The 19,926-nt window shown below is 51.4% G+C and carries 15 protein-coding genes and 1 tRNA gene; 15 read left to right on the top strand and 1 reads right to left on the bottom strand.

Annotation, left to right across the window (positions count from 1 at the left end):
- Together BAQU_RS05045 and era are read left to right on the top strand one after the other, a co-directional pair.
- Positions 1-1,467 carry a hemolysin family protein gene (locus BAQU_RS05045; RefSeq protein ID WP_094693308.1) on the top strand — a complete coding sequence of 489 codons (1,467 nt, stop codon included), beginning with the start codon at positions 1-3 and terminating at the stop codon, positions 1,465-1,467.
- Positions 1,445-2,470, top strand: a complete 1,026-nt coding sequence (gene era, locus BAQU_RS05040) for a GTPase Era (RefSeq protein WP_094693306.1) — start codon at positions 1,445-1,447, stop codon at positions 2,468-2,470. The genes BAQU_RS05045 and era overlap by 23 nt, the downstream gene beginning before the upstream one ends.
- 47 nt (positions 2,471-2,517) lie before the next feature.
- Here era and BAQU_RS05035 read toward each other — a convergent pair whose 3' ends face one another.
- Positions 2,518-4,551, bottom strand: coding sequence for an AMP-dependent synthetase/ligase (locus tag BAQU_RS05035; protein WP_415447743.1), 2,034 nt, complete (start codon positions 4,549-4,551; stop codon positions 2,518-2,520).
- Positions 4,552-4,699: 148 nt separating this feature from the next.
- Between BAQU_RS05035 and BAQU_RS05030 the strand changes: the two genes are divergently transcribed.
- The 13 genes from BAQU_RS05030 (at position 4,700) to leuS (ending at position 19,774) form a co-directional block, all read left to right on the top strand.
- Positions 4,700-5,842 (top strand): NAD(P) transhydrogenase subunit alpha, encoded by a 1,143-nt coding sequence (locus BAQU_RS05030; protein ID WP_094693304.1) that lies wholly within the window; start codon positions 4,700-4,702, stop codon positions 5,840-5,842.
- A complete protein-coding gene (locus BAQU_RS05025) occupies positions 5,835-6,197 on the top strand; it encodes an NAD(P) transhydrogenase subunit alpha part 2 (protein ID WP_094693966.1) in 363 nt (120 codons plus the stop codon). The genes BAQU_RS05030 and BAQU_RS05025 overlap by 8 nt, the downstream gene beginning before the upstream one ends.
- Complete coding sequence (locus tag BAQU_RS05020; RefSeq protein ID WP_094693302.1) at positions 6,197-7,603, top strand: NAD(P)(+) transhydrogenase (Re/Si-specific) subunit beta; 1,407 nt, start codon at positions 6,197-6,199, stop codon at positions 7,601-7,603. Before BAQU_RS05025 ends, BAQU_RS05020 begins: the two co-directional genes overlap by 1 nt.
- Positions 7,604-7,920: 317 nt before the next feature.
- Positions 7,921-8,565 (top strand): 50S ribosomal protein L25/general stress protein Ctc, encoded by a 645-nt coding sequence (locus tag BAQU_RS05015; protein WP_094693300.1) that lies wholly within the window; start codon positions 7,921-7,923, stop codon positions 8,563-8,565.
- Between the two features lie 229 nt (positions 8,566-8,794).
- Positions 8,795-9,922 carry a branched-chain amino acid aminotransferase gene (locus BAQU_RS05010; protein ID WP_094693298.1) on the top strand — a complete coding sequence of 376 codons (1,128 nt, stop codon included), beginning with the start codon at positions 8,795-8,797 and terminating at the stop codon, positions 9,920-9,922.
- Positions 9,923-10,071: 149 nt separating this feature from the next.
- A tRNA-Ala gene (locus BAQU_RS05005) sits at positions 10,072-10,144 on the top strand.
- Between the two features lie 206 nt (positions 10,145-10,350).
- Positions 10,351-11,322 carry a D-2-hydroxyacid dehydrogenase gene (locus BAQU_RS05000; RefSeq protein ID WP_094693296.1) on the top strand — a complete coding sequence of 324 codons (972 nt, stop codon included), beginning with the start codon at positions 10,351-10,353 and terminating at the stop codon, positions 11,320-11,322.
- Between the two features lie 335 nt (positions 11,323-11,657).
- Positions 11,658-12,608: a magnesium transporter CorA family protein gene (locus BAQU_RS04995; RefSeq protein WP_094693964.1), complete on the top strand. Its 951-nt coding sequence runs from the start codon at positions 11,658-11,660 to the stop codon at positions 12,606-12,608.
- Between the two features lie 203 nt (positions 12,609-12,811).
- Positions 12,812-13,531 carry an amino acid ABC transporter ATP-binding protein gene (locus BAQU_RS04990; protein WP_338022695.1) on the top strand — a complete coding sequence of 240 codons (720 nt, stop codon included), beginning with the start codon at positions 12,812-12,814 and terminating at the stop codon, positions 13,529-13,531.
- 212 nt (positions 13,532-13,743) lie between these two features.
- Positions 13,744-14,595: a glutamate ABC transporter substrate-binding protein gene (locus BAQU_RS04985; protein WP_094693292.1), complete on the top strand. Its 852-nt coding sequence runs from the start codon at positions 13,744-13,746 to the stop codon at positions 14,593-14,595.
- 196 nt (positions 14,596-14,791) lie between these two features.
- Entirely contained in the window at positions 14,792-15,469 is a 678-nt protein-coding gene (locus tag BAQU_RS04980) for an amino acid ABC transporter permease (RefSeq protein ID WP_094693290.1), read from the top strand.
- Positions 15,470-15,482: 13 nt separating this feature from the next.
- Entirely contained in the window at positions 15,483-16,625 is a 1,143-nt protein-coding gene (locus BAQU_RS04975; RefSeq protein ID WP_094693288.1) for an amino acid ABC transporter permease, read from the top strand.
- 167 nt (positions 16,626-16,792) lie between these two features.
- Positions 16,793-19,774: a leucine--tRNA ligase gene (gene leuS / locus BAQU_RS04970; protein ID WP_094693286.1), complete on the top strand. Its 2,982-nt coding sequence runs from the start codon at positions 16,793-16,795 to the stop codon at positions 19,772-19,774.
- The last annotated feature ends 152 nt before the right edge of the window (positions 19,775-19,926 follow it).

Raw genomic sequence — 19,926 nt, 5'->3', positions numbered from 1 at the left:
ATGAGCGTGGATTCAATGCTGCTGATACTGGCCATGGTTGTTGTAGCGGTGATTTTCGTCTGGGTTTCGCTCGTGATGGCTTCAACGGAAGGTGCAATGTCCCGGGTGACTCGTGCGAGCCTGAACAATTTGATGCTCGAGATTCAGACCGATGCCGGGCTGAGCCAGTTCTCACGAATGAAAAAAATCGATCGTATCCAGCGAGTTCAAAGACTTCTTGCCGACAGATTCGCAACGGCCGGTGCCTGTGCATTCTTCCGAGTAACCTGCAATGTCCTCGATGGCGTACTGATCGCGATGATAGCCGGTGTCCTAGGGTTACCTCTGTGGCTGGTGCTCGTCTCGGGAATCGTCGCCGCATTGATCATCGCTACACTTTCCGTGCTGCTGCGTCCTCGTGTTGCGGGTGCCAAGAAGCCTCTCGACATCATGTTCAAGCATGCGACCATCACTACCATTGCATCGCTGGTGACGCCGTTCTCACATGCCAGCGGCTTCGCGCAAGGTAAGCGTGGGCACCGAGATCTGACACTTTCGGATGAAGAGGAACTTGACAAGATTCAGCTCGAACAGGGTCGGGCAATGATCGACCGCATGGTCGAGGCCAACGATTTCGATCCAGAGGTATCAGAGATGCTGAGGAATGTTCTGATGCTTTCCGATACGCTTACACGCGAAATTATGGTTCCCAGAACTGACATGATATGCATCGAGAAGGATGCAAGCCTGGGGACGGCAATGAAGCTCTTTTCTCGCTCGGGATTCTCTCGAATTCCAGTGATCGGTGACGACGTCGATGATCTGGTGGGTATGGCATATCTCAAAGATGTCGTTCGAGCCGTGGCATTCAACCCCGCGGCAGAATCTCGTGATATTGCCTCGATCTGCCGTACGCCCATGTTGGTACCCGAATCCAAGGCGGTTGACGATCTCTTCCACCACATGCAGCAGACACGTCAGCATATTGCTGTGGTTGTTGACGAGTATGGTGGCATTGCCGGTCTGGTAACGATTGAAGATGCCATCGAGCAGATCGTCGGCGAGCTTGAGGATGAGCATGACCGTACTCAGCACTCGCAACCCGAGCAGATCGATGAACACACATGGAAGCTTCCAGCCAGAACTCCCATTGCCGATCTGGAGGAACTCTTCGAAATAGATATCGACGAGGATGACGTAGACACCGTCTACGGGTTGTTGACCAAGATTCTTGGCCGTGTGCCCATTGTCGGTGCTTCGGGAGTGACCAGAGGATTACGCCTGACTGCTGTGGATTCCGCTGGTCGTCGAAAGAAGGTATCGACAATACTCGTCGAACCAGCGACTGAGCCGAGTCGTGCAGAGCAGGAGAACAATGAATCGGATTTGTCGGCACGGACTTCTGCACAACATGACAATCCAAACCAACATGAGATGCCTTATGAGAATCAGACCAGGAGAGCCGATGACACAGCAACAGACGAATGACAATTCAGTCAGCGAAGCAGGGGACTCGCAACCGTATCGTTCGGGGTTTATTGCCGTCGTTGGACGGCCGAATGTTGGGAAATCGACGCTCATCAATGCCATCATCGGCAAACAGGTTGCTATCGCTTCGTCCCGGCCGGAAACCACACGCAAGGCGATCCGAGGGATTCTTACACTTGACCATGCGCAGTTGGTGCTGGTTGATACACCTGGCATTCACAAGCCGCGAACGCTACTGGGGCAGCGTTTGAATGATGTCGTCGATGAATCATTGAGCGAGGTGGATGTCATTGCCTTCGTCCTTCCTGCAGACCAAGAGATTGGTCCAGGAGATAGGCGCATTCTTGCTCGGCTCAAAGAACAGTATGCGCGTGAGAAGCATGGCGACGAGTCAGACCCGCAGTGGAAGATTCCTGTGATCGCTGTTATTACCAAGATTGACATGCTCGATAGGGAACAGCTTGTTGCAAAGCTGGTTGAGGTCCAGCAGTTTGCGAACTTTGCAGAGCTTGTACCCATCAGTGCACAGGACGGCGACAACATTGATGAACTGCGCGATGTTTTGGTCAATGCCACCCCCGAAGGTCCCCAGATGTATCCAGAAGACCAGATCAGCGAGGAATCACCTGAAGATACCATTGCCGAGATCATTCGTGGAGCATTCCTTGAGGAACTCGATGATGAACTGCCTCACTCCTTGGCTGTCATCGTCGATTCAATAAGCTATCCCGATGATGATTTCAACCTTGATGAAGATAGCGCTGTACACGTGTCACAACCGTCTACCGGCAAGGTGACGGTTCACGTTTCTCTCTACGTGGAGAGAAATTCGCAGAAGCCAATCATCATCGGTCATCGCGCCGAGCATCTGGTGCATGTCAAGAAGCGACTGCGAACTCCGGTGAATCGCATCATAGGGGCTAAATCACAGCTCGATCTGCATGTCAAAGTCGCAAAGGATTGGCAGTCGAATCCCAAGCAGCTTCAGCGCATGGGATTCTAGACGCACCGAACCCCCACGTCTGCATCGGTTGCGTGTGAGGGTCGAGACTACCGACGCGGAACATACATCTGCGTGTTGAGCAGATTGGCGTAGCGGGCAATGACCTTGGGTCGAATGACTTTCATGGACGCGGTCATCAAGCCGTTTTCCTGGGTGAAGCCTTCGGGAAGAATGATGAACTTGCGAACCGACTCAGCTCGTGAAACACCCTCATTCGCCTCGTCAACATACTGCTGTATCTCAGCGCGGACAGCCGCGTTGTTTGCAGCCTCGCGGGGTGTCATGGGGTTCAGTCCCTTTGATTCGAGCCAAGAGGCCAAGGTCTCGCCGTCCAAGGTGATGAGAGCTGAGATGAAAGGTCGCTTGTCTCCCAAAACCAGAGCATTCTCAACGATTTCAGAGCGCTGAATCACCTCTTCAATCGGACCAGGGGAGACGTTCTTTCCACCGGCCGTGATGATGAGATCTTTCTTGCGGCCAGTGATGAAGAGAAAGCCGTCATCGGAGAGTCTGCCCAAATCGCCTGTGGCATACCAGCCATCCTTCGTGAAGGATTCTGCCGTAGCCTTATCATTCTTGTGATACTTGGCAAATACGCTGGTGCCCTTGATCTGTATCTCGCCGCTTTGTGAGATGCGAATTGAGAATCCTGGGAATGCGATGCCTACCGAGCCTTCATGGAACGGCGTACCCAATGGGTTGAAGGCACAGGGGGCTGTAGTTTCAGTCAACCCATATCCTTCGTATACCGGTACCTTTGCTCCTCGGAAGAAGCTGAGCAGCGAGGGGTCCAGTGGCGCTCCACCCGACACGATCCATCGTGCGCGACCACCCAGAGCTTGGCGCAATGAGCTATAGACAAGAGGATCAAAAGCCTGACGTCTGGCAGCACTGACATGACCAGCTCTGCCTTTCTCGGAAACCTCGGCCATGTAATCCTGTGCAGCAACGACTGCCGAGGCGAATACCATGCCTTTCATTCCGTGACCTGCCTTTTGAGAGGCTGCGTTATATACCTTTTCAAACACGCGGGGTACACCAATCATGACGGTAGGCCGAGCTACCTGCAGATCAGCGATGAGGCTCTTGATGCCTTCGGCAATATAAATCTGAATCGAGCTGTACGCGCATGCGTAGTTGATGGCGCGTGCAAACGAGTGTGCCTGCGGGAGGAAGAGCAGAACCGATCCCTTTGGATCCTGAAGCAGGTCTGGAATGTATTCACGAAGATTGTGAGCGAGCGTGCAATAATGCTCATGCGTCATCTCGACGCCCTTTGGCGCAGCAGTCGAACCGGAAGTATAGACGACCGAGCAGAGATCCTTGGTTGAAATCGAAGCTATGCGGGCATCGAGCTCCTCGTCACTGACTGTCTTGCCATATGCCTGCAGCTCCTCAAGAGCTCCATTTTCCATGCATGAGATGCGTTTGAGCGAAGGGCAGTCCTCAATGGCCCCATCCGCCTTCTCACGCATGTCACGGGTCTCGACGATAAGGCTTGTGGCATCCGAATTATTGACGATATAGCGGATCTGCTCAGCAGAATCGGTGTCATACACCGTTGCGATTATTCCGCCAATCGACACCACTGCCGCATCGACAACGTTCCACTGATAGCTTGTATGACACATGAAGGCAACTGCATCGCCTTTCTTGAGACCTGCATGAAGCAAACCCTTCGCAGCGGAACGTATGTCCTGCAGCATCTCGTTGGCGGTGCGCACCACCCATTCGCCATTGGACTTGAAGTGATACATCGGTTCATCGCCCAGACGCGTTGCACGATCGCGATATATGTCGTACAAGGTCATGCTTTCAGGAACCTTGCCAGCATCGGCAGTGGAGGTTGTCAGCAGCCCTGAAGCCTTATCAATGAAGGTAGTTGATGGATAGCCTTCTGACCACTCATGAATGCTGGGGAACTGATCAGATGCGTCTTGCTGATTTTCATTGGATTCGGAGTCGGCTTCCTCGGATGACACGACCTCTTCGTCAAGATCATCGTCGTGGTAACGACCCAGGGTTGCTGCACGTTTCGCGGTGGAAACCAGATATGATTTCGCTGAATTGAACAATCCCAATTTTTCTCCTTTAATTCGTACCTGTAAAGACTATCCTGTGGATGGGAGAATGAGGAGCTCGGCGAGGGTCTCTGTCGCCAATGGCTTATACACTCTATCTAGATTCGAAAGTGTCGAATTCTCAACAAAGTAGTGAGAAGGGATGCAAATGGTTCAGCAAGAGCATGGCTCAGTGACGTATGGAGTCATCAAAGAATCCAATCAACAGGAATCAAGAGTTGCATTAACGCCAGAAATTGTCACCAGACTCAAAAAATCGAATATCGCATGTGTCATCGAGCAAGGTGCAGGCGATGCATCGCAGTTCTCTGATGACCAGTATGAAAAGGTGGGTGCAACAGTCGTATCGCGCGATGAAGTTTTCCGCAGAGCGAATGTTTTTGGATTCATCAATCGTCCTCAAGACGCCGATTTGGCAGCGTTGCCACGTGGGTCGTGGGTCGTCGGCATGCTTGGTTCCTTCAATGATCCGAACTATGTGAAGAGGCTTGATCAGGCTGGGCTGACGGCTCTGGCGATGGAGAAGCTTCCTCGTCAGCTGAGCTCCGCGCAATCAATGGATGAGATGACATCGCAAAATTCAGTTATGGGATACAAGGCTGCGTTGTTGGCGGCCGATAGCTATGGTTCTTTCTTTCCTATGATGACAACGGCTGCAGGAACGATTCGTCCGGCCAAGGTACTTGTTCTTGGAACCGGTATTGCAGGCTTGCAGGCCATTGGCACAGCCAAGAGACTTGGCGCAATCGTTACGGGATATGATGTGCGTCCCGCTTCTCAGCAAGAGGTTGAATCGTTGGGAGCCAAGTTTCTTGATCTTGGCCTTGACTTTTCCAAGGGGCAGGGCGAGGGCGGCTATGCTCGACAGCTCACGCCGGATGAACAGGCGCAGCAACAGGCTGCCGTCGATTCCAAGGCTGCGGCCTTCGATGTTGTCATCACTACGGCAAAGGTTCCTGGGCGTCGTCCTCCAATGCTGCTGACCAAGGCTGGTGTCGATGGGCTTCACCGTGGTGCGGTCATTATTGACTGCGCGTCGAGTGAGCTTGGTGGCAATGTTGAAGGTTCACAGCCGGGAAAGACGGTTACCGACAATGGTGTGACCATATTCGGTACTCCAGATTCGGCCAGTGGAGTCGCCACCACGGCATCGAATCTTGCTGCGCGAAATCTGGCGGACGTCGTTTCGCATTTCGCATCTGCGGGAGGCATGAAGTTCGATCTTTCTCTGGAACTTGATGATGCCCTTGTTGTTTCCGGTCGTAAAGAAGGAGATGGTGGCAATGAGTGAGCTTGTTACCCCGATTACCCTATTCGTTCTTGCTCTGCTTATTGGGGTGGAGGTTATCGGCAAGGTACCGGCTACCTTGCATACGCCTCTGATGAGCGGTGCAAATTCCATTCATGGCATCGTTATTGTCGGTGTCATCATCGTGGCCTCGCAGGCTCATACGCCTCTTGCCTATGTTTTCATTTTCCTTGCTGCGGTACTGGGAACGATGAATGTTGTGGGCGGTTATGTAGTCACTGACCGCATGCTTGAGATGTTCAAGTCCGCCAAATCTACCAAAAAGACGAAGTCTGAAAGTGAACAGGCAATATCCGATGATGCCCGGGCGAAGAAGACCAATGAGGGAGCAAAGTGATGAGCACGATTGACGTTGTCGCCTCGTACCTATACCTGAGTTCTGCAGTTCTCTTCGTAGTTGGACTGCACTTCATGAATTCGCCGAAGACCGCTCGCAAAGGCAACCAGATCTCTGCAATCGGTATGCTCATTGCTGTGGTCATGGCATTCATAAGATTCTTTGTCACTGGCTATCTTTCAACGACAGTACTCATAGTGCTGCTCGTTGGCATCGCCATTGGTGCGATTGCTGGTCTTTACTCTGCGAAAAAGGTGAAGATGACCGACATGCCTCAACTGGTTTCCGTGTTCAACACGGTCGGTGGTGGCGCTGCTGCGCTGGTGGCATTGAACGATATTCTGACATCCGAGAAGATTCCAACGCTTGTTGTTCTGATAACCGCAGGACTTGGAATCATCATCGGTTCAGTCACCTTTACTGGTTCTCTCGTCGCCGCCGGCAAGTTGCAGGGCGTTCTTCCTGGAAAACCGATTTCATTGCCATTCAAAGATGTATGGATGATACTTTCCATCATCCTTACCATTGTTTCCTTCATCATGCTGATCGTTGACCAGCCACATAGAGAACTGTGGAGCTTGCTCACCACGTTGTTCGCACTGCTTTATGGATTACTGTTTGTGCTTCCTATCGGTGGCGCAGACATGCCGGTCGTCATTTCAGTATTGAACGCATGCACGGGTACGGCAGTTGCCATGAGCGGCCTTGCGATCGACAATGTAGCTCTGATCGTAGCCGGCGCACTGGTCGGCGCAGCAGGTGTAACACTCTCGGTATTGATGGCCCAGGCCATGAACCGACCACTCTCCAGTGTGCTCATCGGTGGTTTCGGAGGTGCCGATGCCACAGCTGCTGCCGAAGGTCCAGAAGGTGTGATGAAGGAGACCACTGCTGACGATGTTGCGGTGCAACTCGTCTATGCGCAAAAGGTCATCTTTGTGCCAGGGTTTGGTCTCGCGCAGGCACAGGCTCAGCGTGAACTGGCCGATCTTGGCGATCTTCTGAAGAATCGTGGCATCGATGTGAATTATGCAATTCATCCAGTTGCGGGTCGTATGCCTGGTCATATGAATGTTCTCCTTGCAGAGGCAAACGTCCCCTACGAAGAACTCGTGGACCTTGACGATATCAATCCACAGTTCCCTGCAGCTTCGATTTCTCTGGTGGTTGGCGCGAATGATGTCACCAATCCTGCGGCACGCAAGCCGGGAACGCCTGTTTCTGGAATGCCCATTCTCGATGTGGATAAGTCCGAGCATGTTGTTGTCATCAAGCGTGGTCGAGGCAAGGGATATGCCGGCATTGAAAATGAGCTCTACTTCAATGACAACACCCAGATGCTGTTCGGTGATGCCAAGAAGGAACTGCAGTCGATCATCGCCTCGGTCAAGGAACTCATCCAATAATTGAGCTCCAAGGTGCAAGTTTTCCAGTTTTGCGAACTTTGACAAGGTATTACCTCGTAATCGTCGAAAAGATGATTGATGCTCACTTGAGAAAGAAGCTATGCCTTGACAAGTTCGCAAAATTTGCATCTCAAGCAAAAACTGCGGATGGCAAGAGTGCCAATATCTAAAAGTGTGCTACACTGGCGGACGTTGCTTTGGCGAGGGATATGCACGATGTGTATCCGTGATCGACTCGGCGTTTGATGGCCAGTTTCTTGGTTTGTCTTGCGGTGCGTTGATGCGCCGAACGAAGGACATGATTAGGAGAAACACACATGGCTAACACAGTTAAGATCGAAGGCGCAGTACGCGACCAATTTGGTAAGGGTGCTGCTCGGCGTATGCGCGTTGCCAACCTTATTCCTGCAACCATTTATGCAGGTGGAGTTGAGCCAACATTCATCAAGCTTCCTTTGAAGGAAACAACGAACGCCCTGCGTCGTACCAACGCTCTCTTTGAGATTGCCTATGGCACAGGCAAGAAGATGGCCGTTGTCAAGGATGTGCAGCGCAACCCAGTGAAGCGCCGCGTCGAACACATCGATTTCTTTGAGGTCCGCGCTGGCGAGAAGGTTGTCGTTGAGGTTCCTGTCTTCGTTGAAGGCGAGACCAAGGGGGCTTCTGTTGCATTTGTGGATATGCAGAATCTGCAGGTTCGTGCAGATGTCACGAATCTTCCAGAGCGCATCACCATTAGCGTTGAAGGTCTCGGCGACGGTGACAAGGTTCTTGCCAAGGATGTTGCACTTCCAGAAGGCTCTGAACTTGTTATCGACGATCCTGAGGATTCAGTCGTGACCGTCGAAATTCCTAAGGAAGAGTCGCTTGAGCCACAGCTTGACCAGACCACTCCTGAGGCGACTGCAACAAGCGATGAGACTGATGCTGCTCCAGATCAGGCCACGCCAACTGCTGCCTGAGGAATCAATCACGTAGTTTCGTGAAACATCTGCGGTTGCATATATCGCCGAGATATATGCAACCGCTTTTTTCTGTATACGGCCATAATGTGATATAGGGCACACAACGGTCGCAGCACTGTGACATAGTGCTCTGTAAGGCGAGAAGCCCTAGGTTTCTTGTTCTCGATTACGAAAAGCTGCTCGCGTAGAACATATCGGCAGCATAAGTCAAGAAGAAGCATACAGTATGACACAGCAATCACATCATGATCGGCAAGCGTTGGATAAACTCACCGAGCCATTCACTGTTTTGCAGAATCCAAATCCTGCAACAGACGCCAAGCGTCAGGAATTGATTGACAAGCCTGCCTTTGGACAGGTCTTTTCTGACAACATGACGCATATGACTTGGACTAAAGGGGAGGGATGGTCCGATCGTCGAATTGAACCTTATGCGCCCCTGAAGCTGGAACCGGGCGCTTCCGTTCTGCATTATGCTCAGGAGGTTTTCGAAGGCCTGAAAGCATATCATCATGATGACGGTTCGGTGTGGCTGTTCCGTCCAGATGCCAATGCCGAGCGTTTCCAGAACTCTGCCAAGCGTCTCTATCTTCCTGAACTTTCGATGGATGATTTCCTCGGATCAGTCGCTGCACTGGTCAAGAAGGACTATCAATGGGTTCCGACCCGACGTGAATACACACTGTACATGCGCCCGTTTATGTTTGCGTCCGAGGCTTTCCTTGGTGTGCGTGCGCCGGAAGAGGTGGATTACTGCGTCATCGCATCTCCATCCGGCCCATACTTCCCGGGTGGGGTCAAGCCAGTGAGCATTTGGGTTGAAGACAAGTGGTTCCGCACTGGTCCTGGCGGCACAGGTTTCGCCAAGTGCGGCGGCAACTATGCGGCATCGCTGCTTGGAGAATACCGCGGTCTCGAAAACGGATGCGAGCAAGTCTGCTTCGTTGATGCAGCAACCAAGACCTACCTTGAGGAGCTTGGTGGAATGAACATGTTTGCTGTGCATAAGGATGGCCACATGGAAACGCCAAGCCTCACTGGCAGCATTCTTCCTGGCATCACGCGCAAGTCCATCATTCAGCTCGCACAAGATCACGGCCGCGACGTTGTCGAAACCATGATCAAGCTTGACGATCTGCTTGAAGACATCAAGTCGGGCGAGGTCACCGAGGTCTTTGCGTGCGGTACTGCCGCAATCATCACACCGATCGGTCGTTTCAAGTCTGAGAAATTCGATGTGACGGTCGGCGCCGGCGAAACCGGCAAGGTTACGCTCGACCTTCGCAATGAGCTTCTGGGCATTCAGCTCGGCGAAGTCGAGGATAAGCACAACTGGATGTGGAGAGTCAAGTAACATCGTTACCATTGCCACTGTGAAGGGGTGATGGCCGTACATATTGCAAGCTGTGCGCGAATCATGAACATGCAATTGAGATCCATTGATTCAACACACAGTTTGCAACTCCGCTACACATGGTGTAACCTATCAAAGGTTCGTTTTTTGGGGCTATGGCGCAGCTGGTAGCGCATCTCCATGGCATGGAGAGGGTCAGGGGTTCGAATCCCCTTAGCTCCACAAAAGCAAGGCTGAATCGTTGAAATTTCAACGATTCAGCCTTTTATGTTTTTCTCTGTTTCTTCTCCACCTCTGCAATTGCCGGTTTTTTGGGTTATGCTGAGTGTCGCAGACTTCGCTCGATCATCGTCTGGGCAATGCGCGAATATGGACGAGGAATTGTATTACTGACTCAACGTACCATGTCTCAGTTTGGGGAGGACTATATGGTCGAAGAATGTATTGTAAACTGCTTGCCGTTGACCGATGCCGAGCAACAGTCATTTCGGTCTGCGGTTCCTGAAATTCACCAGGAATTCGTTGGGGATGCGAAACAAAGAAACGACATGGTCTGGCTCTGCCATGTCCCGCAGGAGCTTCGTGAAAAGGCTACTGTGGTCATTGGCAATGCACCCGCATCTGAAATCAAGGAATGCAAGAATCTGAAATGGCTGCAGACTTTCAGCGCCGGTGTCAATTCGTATACGGGTGAAGGCATCCTTGCCAAAGGGGCAAAGCTCTCTGGTGCATCCGGTGCTTATGGGCAGGCTGTAGGTGAGCACATGTTCGCCATGATGTGGACTTTATTGAAAAACATCCACCTGTATCGCGACAATCAAAATAAACATCTATGGCAGGATGAAGGTCCCGTTTCTACACCGGATGAGGTGAAGGTCCTCGTATTGGGAACTGGTGACATTGGTTCGCATTTTGCCGTCTTATCTAAGGCCGTCGGTTGCTACACCGCTGGTGTTCGCAGAAATGCTTCTCAATCTGCACCAGGCATTGATGACATGCATGGTTTTGAAGAGCTTGAATCCCTGCTTCCACAGTCTGACGTGATAGCCATGAGTCTTCCCTCCACACCAGATACCAGGCATCTGATCAATCGGCATACTCTGAGCCTGATGAAGCCCAATGCCATAGTGCTCAATGTCGGTAGGGGAGATGCCATAGATTCGGATGCCTTGGCAGCTGCATTGCATGACAAGACGATCCAGGCTGCCGGCATAGATGTTACGGAGCCTGAGCCTTTGCCCGAAGATCATCCACTGTGGAACGAGCCCAATTGCCTTATCACTCCTCATGTCGCAGGTGGAAGTCATCTTGAAGCGACAAGCCGCAAGGTTCTGAGCATCGTTTTAGAAAATATGAAGCGCTATGCTGCGGGGGAGCCACTGCTCAACGAGAGCAAATAACAAGTTTGATATGCCTCGTTGGATTTTTTGAGTTTTGCGGCAGTAGTGAAGTATACGAAGCCAAAACCATTGAAATTTCGTCCGGTGGCAAGCAAAAAAACATTGGCTATACTCCGGAATTGCCGCAAAACTCACAATCTCGGTGAGAAGTGCATCTTCGCATTGGTATTGCATGCTTTTCGAAAAGAAGGCGTTCAGCAAAGTCACAAAAGTCGCCTTTTGTCAGTGGCTCGACTATCCTTATTGAGGTTGCGCGACTGCAAGCCGCACTATATGTAACCGAACCGAACAGCAGCGTTGTATGTGACGTTATGCATGAGAGGCAGGTGATAGCGATGATGAGGGTATTCAGTACCGTCAGCGGACAAATCGAACAGATAGACAAACCAGAACCTGGATCATGGTTATGCCTGAGCAATCCATCAGATGTCGAGCTTGCCAACGTCTCTCAATCTGCCGGCATTGACCTTGCAGATCTACGTGCTCCTCTTGATGATGAGGAACGTTCGCGTGTCGATGTCGAGGATGCATACACGATGATTATCGTGGACATTCCAACGGTTGAAGAACGTGGCGGCCGCGATTGGTACGAGACAATCCCTCTTTCGATCATTGTCACCGAGGATCTCATCATCACGGTTTGCATTCAGGATACGAATCTTCTCCATCCTTTCATGGAAGGATCGATTCGCGGATTCAATACCTACATGAAGTCGCGGTTCATTCTTCAGGTTCTCTACCGCAATGCCACAACGTATTTGCGATATCTGAGATTCATTGACAAGGAATCGGACAAGCTCGAGCTTAAGTTGCGGCACTCGATGCAGAATCGCGAAATTGTCATGCTGTTGGAATTAAGCAAGACATTGGTCTACTTCGCGACCAGCTTGAAGTCGAATGAAATAGTGCTTGAAAAACTCACCAGTCTTGAACGCATTCGGCAATATCCCGACGATGAGGATTTGCTTGGCGACGTCATCACCGAAAACAAACAGGCCATCGAGATGGCTAACATCTATTCCGGGGTTCTCTCGGGAATGACCGATGCCTTTGCCTCGATCGTGTCGAACAATGTAAGCAATGTGATGCGCATTTTCACCATCATTTCAATTACACTTTCCATTCCAACGCTTATTTTTTCCATGTACGGCATGAACTTCCAGAATGGTATGTTCGGGATGCCTCTGACTGGAAAGCCTTGGGGATTCGCCGCAATTGTGATAGTCTCCATGGTACTTTCAGTCGTTGTCACCTGGTTCCTGACGCGCTCGAGATTGTTCAAGTAACTGAGCATCGGAATCTAAACGTTACAATGCTGTGCTAAGTTATCGACCATAATCAGGTAATCTATGACCTTATTTGTTCATGATCTCTGATGGTCGCATGACCACATAGAAAGGATCGCTCCGATATGACAACAAGTACTGCACCTGTATTACTGGATGCAATTGATCGCCCAGTGACGGATGAGAACAGACCATTGTTGGAAATGAGCCATGTAGAGAAATATTTTGGTGATCTTCATGTTCTCAAGGACATCAATCTCAAGGTCACCAAGGGCGAAGTTCTTGTTATTATCGGTCCTTCGGGATCTGGAAAATCAACGCTTTGCCGTACCATCAATCGTCTCGAGACCATTGACTCCGGTACCATAACGATTGATGGAGTGCCGCTTCCTGAAGAGGGCAAGCAATTGACCAAGCTCCGTGCTGAGGTTGGCATGGTATTCCAGTCATTCAATCTGTTCTCACACAAGACGATTCTTGACAACGTCACTCTTGCACCACGCAAGGTGAGGGGTTTAAGCAAGGCTGCTGCCGAGAAAGAGGCGATGGAACTGCTCGCCCGCGTAGGCGTCGATTCTCAGGCCAACAAGCTTCCTGCACAGCTTTCCGGTGGGCAGCAGCAGCGCGTCGCCATCGCCCGCTCCCTGGCAATGCATCCGAAGGTTATGCTCTTCGACGAGCCAACCAGCGCTCTCGATCCTGAGATGATCAACGAAGTGCTTGACGTCATGGTTGATCTTGCCAAGCAGGGCATGACCATGATCGTAGTCACCCACGAGATGGGCTTCGCGCGTCAGGCAGCTAATCGAGTCGTATTCATGGCTGATGGTGAAATTCTTGAGGATGGAACTCCAGAAGAGTTCTTTACTCATACCAAGACCGACCGTGCCAAGGACTTCCTCAGCAAGATTCTTGATCACTGATATCCATATCCTGGTGCCTTCGGTGAAGTTTTCGATGCTTGGTGCAACATTTCTTGCTCGCAAGTTGGTGAAGCCTGAGACATTTTTTGTCTCAGCATGTAGTCGTTGTTTCAAAAGCTGAAACAACTGACCTGTAGTTTGAATTGCATTCCCACTATTGCCTTATCGATCGTAGTGGAATGCTCGGTACATTTAAGAGAAGGAAGAACCCGATGAAAAGAGTAATGCGTAAGATTCTTGCAGCTGCAGTCTCCGTGGCTGCGCTGGGGTCCCTGGCAGCATGCGGCAGCTCTTCAAGCAGCTCATCCAGTGGCCCACAGCTTAAGATTGGCATCAAGTTTGATCAGCCGGGACTTGGATTTAAGCAGGGCAGCACCTATACCGGCTTTGACGTGGACGTCGCAAAATATGTCGCCAAGAAGCTAGGCTATTCAGCCAATCAGATCGTTTGGAAGGAAGCTCCTTCCAAACAGCGCGAGACCATGATCCAAAACGGTGATGTCGACATGGTAGTCGCCACGTATTCCATATCTGATGATCGCAAGAAGGTCGTCGACTTTGCTGGACCATACTTCGTGGCCGGACAAGATCTGCTGGTACGTGCAAACGACAAGTCAATTACAGGACCGACGTCCCTGAACGGCAAGAAACTCTGTTCAGTGACCGGTTCGACATCCGCTCAGACCATTCAGAAGCAATTCGCCAACAAGGTGCAGCTCATGGAACAAACTGGTTATGCTGAATGCGTGACCGCTTTGATTTCCGGCACGGTCGATGCAGTAACTACCGATGACATCATTCTTGCAGGACTTGCTGCAGCAAAGGGTGACGGTCAGCTCAAGGTCATTGGCAAGCCATTCACCGAGGAACGTTATGGCATCGGTGTGAAGAAGGGCGACACGAAGTTGGTCAAGAAGATCAATGCCGCTCTCAAAGATATGGTGAGTGACGGATCGTGGAAGAAGTATATTGATTCCGCAACCAAGGGTACAGGTTACACGCCTAATGCGAAGTACAACCCACCGACAGTATTCGATGCCAAGTCGAGTACCACTGATTTCTAGGATTCGATAGTTCGCAATGCCTCTCATGGCATTGCGAACTCCATTGATTGTGTGTGTCCATCATGACTGTGCTGACTCAATACACAGGCTCGGCAACCATGGATAGACATCAGCAGAGTCGATCCATTCATTGGTTCTTTCGAGACATTGCATGAATTGGCACCAAGTTCATACGACTTGTGGAAAGTGATGAAGTATGTCGGATTTTGTAACATTGTTGACTTCATACGATGTGCTGGGCGCATTCAAGGTCAATGTTGAACTCACACTGTGGAGTGCGCTGTTCTCGCTGATCATCGGTCTCGTATTGGTGATGATGCGTATCAGTCCTGTGTCCAGTCTGCGCGGATTTGCAACTGGATATGTCGAACTGTTCAAAAATATGCCGCTGACCATCATCATGGTATTCATGGTGCTTGGAGCTTTCGGACAGCTCAAGTTCCAGTTCTCCAATAACTTCGATACCAACTTCTTCTGGCTCGCTGTGAGCGGGCTTTCGCTGTATACGGCTGCCTTCGTCTGCGAATCGCTTCGTTCGGGCATCAACACCGTCCCCATCGGTCAGGCGGAAGCCGCCCGTTCCCTTGGCTTGGGGTTCATGCAATCTGCCGGCATCGTTATTCTGCCTCAGGCGTTCAGAGGTGCGGTTGCGCCCCTTGGCAACACGCTTATTGCATTGCTGAAAAACTCAACGGTTGCCGCTGCGGCTTCTGTCGGCACAGAGACATCGAGCCTCATGAGTTCGATGATTGAAAACAACGGTTCGATGATCATATACATCTTCCTCATCTTTGCCATCGGATACGTCATCATGATCATTCCAATCGGTTTGCTTACCACGTGGTTGTCAAACAAACTTGCGGTGAGAAGATAAGGGAGAGCGATACATGAGTGCAACAACATCGGCCATATCCTCATTGTCAGGGTCGCCAACACCATCGTCAGCACCAGATTCCGCAGAAAATCAACCAAAATTGACGCGTCGAGCTCCTGACGACAAACGTTCGGTGCTCTTCGATGAACCTGGTCCCAAGGCACGTCGTAAGATTGCCATCGCCAATACCATTGGTGCGATAGTCTTCATCGTCCTTATTGCCTTGGTGCTGCGTCGTCTGGCAAACCCGCCACAAGGGCAGAATCAACTGAGCTGGTCACTGTGGAAGCCGGCACTGGATTGGCAAGCGTGGCAGGACTTCTACCTGCCGGGATTGCTGAGTACAGTCAAGGCTACGATTCTAGCTGTCATCGGCTCAGTCCTGTTCGGTATTGTTTTCGGCATAGGACGGTTGCTCAATTTCGGACCAATTCGTTGGTTATCGTCAATTATCGTTGAATTCTGCCGTGCGGTTCCCGTGCTGCTGTTCATGATCTTTCTGTGGCAGGCCTTCGCAGCCTTCGGATTCGCTGACAATTCTGCATTTCTGGCAGTCACATGGGGTCTGATTCTCTATAATGGTTCGGTCGTAGCTGAGCTTGTTCGCTCTGGAGTGGGCAATCTTCCTCACGGTCAGCGTGAGGCAGCTCTGGCACTGGGAATGAGTCCTGTGCGTTCGCTCATGTCCGTAGAGGTTCCTCAGGCCCTGATCGCAATGCTTCCAGCTCTGATCACACAGCTTGTTGTGGTGTTGAAGGACACGGCCTTGGGTTCGATCATTACCTATACCGAGCTGCTTCAGGAATCACGTCGACTTGGATCGTCATATTTCAATATGTTGCAGGCTCTGGTTGTTGCCGCTGTAATCTATTTTGTGCTCAGCTATTTGCTGTCTCGTCTTGCAGAAGGACTGCCAAACAGAATGCAGAGACGCACAGCTGGATTTGCCGTCGAACCGGTGCAGGCACCAATCGCCATCCTGGATCCATCAAATACGAGTATGATCGAGCGTGCCGAGGAACGCGAGTTGCCTTTGAGCGGCACTGAACCTGACTTCCATGATCACTACCATGGTTCAAATGCAGTGTCCGGGCATTGGAGAACAAGTCATCAGGAACATGGACACGAACCCATGCGTTCGGATCCGAAGGAGTAAGGTTCTGTGACATGACCAAAGAAGGCGTCCGCTTTTCAGTGGGCGTCTTTTGTATTGAGCGTTGATTCGTCGTGTCGAATGCGTTGTGCAATCGAGTACGGAGGATTATCGCCGAAATGGTTGTTGTTAGGGCAACAGTGTCCACATACATGGAGATAATGCGACATATGGCTTTTGAACAGGGTAATAACGGACAAGCTGACGTTCCAGCCGAACCCGAATATCGGTATAACGCAGAACTTGCTCAAAAAATTGAAGACAAGTGGCAGAACCGCTGGCAGCAGCAGGGTAGTTTCTGGGCAGCGAATCTTGATGGCAAGTTAACGGACGGCAGTGGCAAACATGCCGATGGTCGCACTCCATATTTTGTCATGGACATGTTCCCATACCCCTCGGGGAAGGGTCTGCATGTCGGGCATCCTCTGGGATATATAGCAACCGATGTGGTGAGTCGATATCACCGCATGAAGGGCGAGAACGTGCTGCACGCAATGGGCTACGATGCCTTCGGTTTGCCTGCCGAGCAGTACGCGGTACAGACTGGTCAACATCCGAGAATCACGACCGAGCAGAATATCGCCAACATGCGCCGTCAGCTGCACCGTCTGGGCCTCAGCTTTGATGATCGCCGCTCGTTCGCCACAATCGATCCAGGATACATGCGTTGGACGCAGTGGATCTTCACGAAGATATACAACTCCTGGTATGACCCCGAGTTCGTGCGCAAGGATGGGGGCACAGGTTCCGCCCGTCCGATTGACGAGCTTGTCGGTGCCTTCAAGAGTGGCAAGCGCACGATTCCCGGCCATGAAACCGAGTCCTGGGAATCCTTGGATGCTTTGGAACAGAGTGATGTGCTCAACGACTTCCGTCTGGCTTATATTTCCAAGTCCCCGGTGAACTGGTGCCCCGGTCTGGGAACTGTGCTCGCCAACGAGGAAGTCACTTCCGAAGGGCGTTCCGAACGCGGAAACTTCCCCGTATTCCAACGCGAACTTCGTCAGTGGTCAATGCGAATCACTGCTTACGGTCACCGCCTGATTGCGGACTTGGATATGCTTGACTGGCCTGAGAAGGTCAAGCTCATGCAACGCAACTGGATAGGCGAATCCCATGGCGCTTCGGTACATTTCGAAGTCGAAACGCCTTCTGAGCCCAAGGATATGAAGGTCTACACAACCCGCCCTGATACCTTGTTCGGCACCACCTTTGCAGTCGTTTCGCCGGAGCATTCCTTGCTTGACAGTGTCCCTGAGGACTGGCCCAGTGACATCCCATCCGAGCATAGAGCGCTCTGGACGGGAGGATATGCAACGCCTGCCGAGGCGGTGCACGCATACCGTCTCGAAGCTGAAAAGAAGACATCGAAGGACCGTGTCGACGAGCAGAATGAAAAGACCGGACTGTTCACCGGTCTCTACGCAACTAATCCGATCACTGGTGCAAAACTGCCAATATTCACCGCAGACTATGTGCTGATGGATTATGGCACCGGCGCAATCATGGCTGTGCCTGGTGGTGATGATCGCGATTATGATTTCGCTACGAAGTATGGGCTTCCCGTGGTCTATACCGTCAAGCCGTTGGCCGATGCAGACGATGATCTGAGCAATTATGAAGGCAAGTCGGCGTTCGTGTCCCATGATGGCATCGTCATCAACTCTTCGACTGAACGAACCGAGAGGCTTGGCGATGCATTGTCGCTCGATGGGCTGCGCGTCGACGATGCCATCGCTCGGGTGACCGCATGGTTGCAGAAGGCTCATGTAGGTGAGGGTACGGTTTCGTACCGTCTGCGGGACTGGCTGTTTTCGCGTCAGCGCTATTGGGGTGAACCGTTCCCTGTCGTGTATGACGATGACAATATCCCACACACGCTTCCAGACAACATGCTGCCGGTGAATCTGCCTGAAGTTCCGGATTACACGCCAAAGACCTATGATCCTGAGGATGCTGAGACCAACCCTGAAGCACCGTTGAGTCGCAATGATGAGTGGGTCCATGTCACGCTCGACCTTGGCGACGGTCCCAAGCGCTATCACCGCGATACGAATACGATGCCCAATTGGGCGGGTTCCTGCTGGTACTACCTGCGATATATCGATCCGGACGACAGCCGGCATATGGTTGATCCTGCTGAATGTGAGTACTGGCTTGGACCACATCACAACGAGACAGCGGGTACGTCCGGTGGCGTCGACCTGTATGTCGGCGGCGTTGAACATGCCGTACTTCACTTGCTCTATTCACGATTCTGGCACAAGATACTCTATGACTTGGGCTTCGTTGATTCGATGGAACCATTCCACAAGCTCTTCAATCAGGGCATGATTCAAGCGTATGCGTATACCGACAGCCGTGGTCAATATGTTCCAGCTGCGGAAGTTGAAGAACATCAGGATGGTTCGGACACCACATACACGTGGAATGGCGAGCCCGCTTTCCGTGAATTCGGCAAGATGGGCAAGAGCCTTAAGAACATCATTACACCAGATGAGATGTATGGCACCTATGGTGCCGACACGTTCCGTCTCTATGAAATGAGCATGGGACCCCTTTCAGAGTCGCGCCCGTGGAATACTCGCAATGTCATAGGTGGCATGAGGTTCTTGCAGCGTTTGTGGCGTAACGTACTTGATGAGAATTCCGGTGAGGTGAAGGTCGTCGATGAACAGCCTGATCTCAAGACCTTGAAGCTACTGCACAACACGATTCATGACGTGACTGAAGAGATGGAGGCAATGCGGCCCAATACCGCCATCTCTCGACTCATCGTGCTGAACAATCATCTGACCTCACTGAAGGCTGTTCCGCGTTCAGTCGTTGAGCCATTGGTGGTCATGCTTGCCCCGGTTGCACCGCATATCTGTGAGGAGCTTTGGGAGAAGCTTGGTCATGCCGATTCTCTTTCCTCAACACAGTGGCCAGTCGCCAAAGAGCAATATCTCGGTAAGGACAATGTCACTGCCGTTGTACAGGTGAAAGGCAAGATCCGTGGAAAGCTTGAGGTTTCACCCGACATTTCGGCAGATGAGCTGCAGGCTTTGGCGTTGGCACTTCCTGCTGTACAGGATCACCTTGGTGGCAAGCCGCCGCGCAAGGTAATCGTCAAGGCTCCAAAGATTGTCTCCGTGGTGCCTCAACTCTGAATCAGTGACAAATCATTGCCGAGATTTTGAGTTTTGTGGCAATTGCGAGGCATCCATCGTGAAAAACGTTGGTTTGGCCTTATAAATTAACGCAAATGCGGATTTTATGCTCCGCAATTGCCACACAACTCGATATTTCGTTCAATCTGGCC

This window comes from Bifidobacterium aquikefiri, from assembly GCF_002259795.1.
In the GTDB taxonomy this organism is placed as follows: domain Bacteria; phylum Actinomycetota; class Actinomycetes; order Actinomycetales; family Bifidobacteriaceae; genus Bombiscardovia; species Bombiscardovia aquikefiri.
Note: the sequence above shows the minus strand (reverse complement) of the source record. Positions and strands in the feature narration are given on the sequence as shown.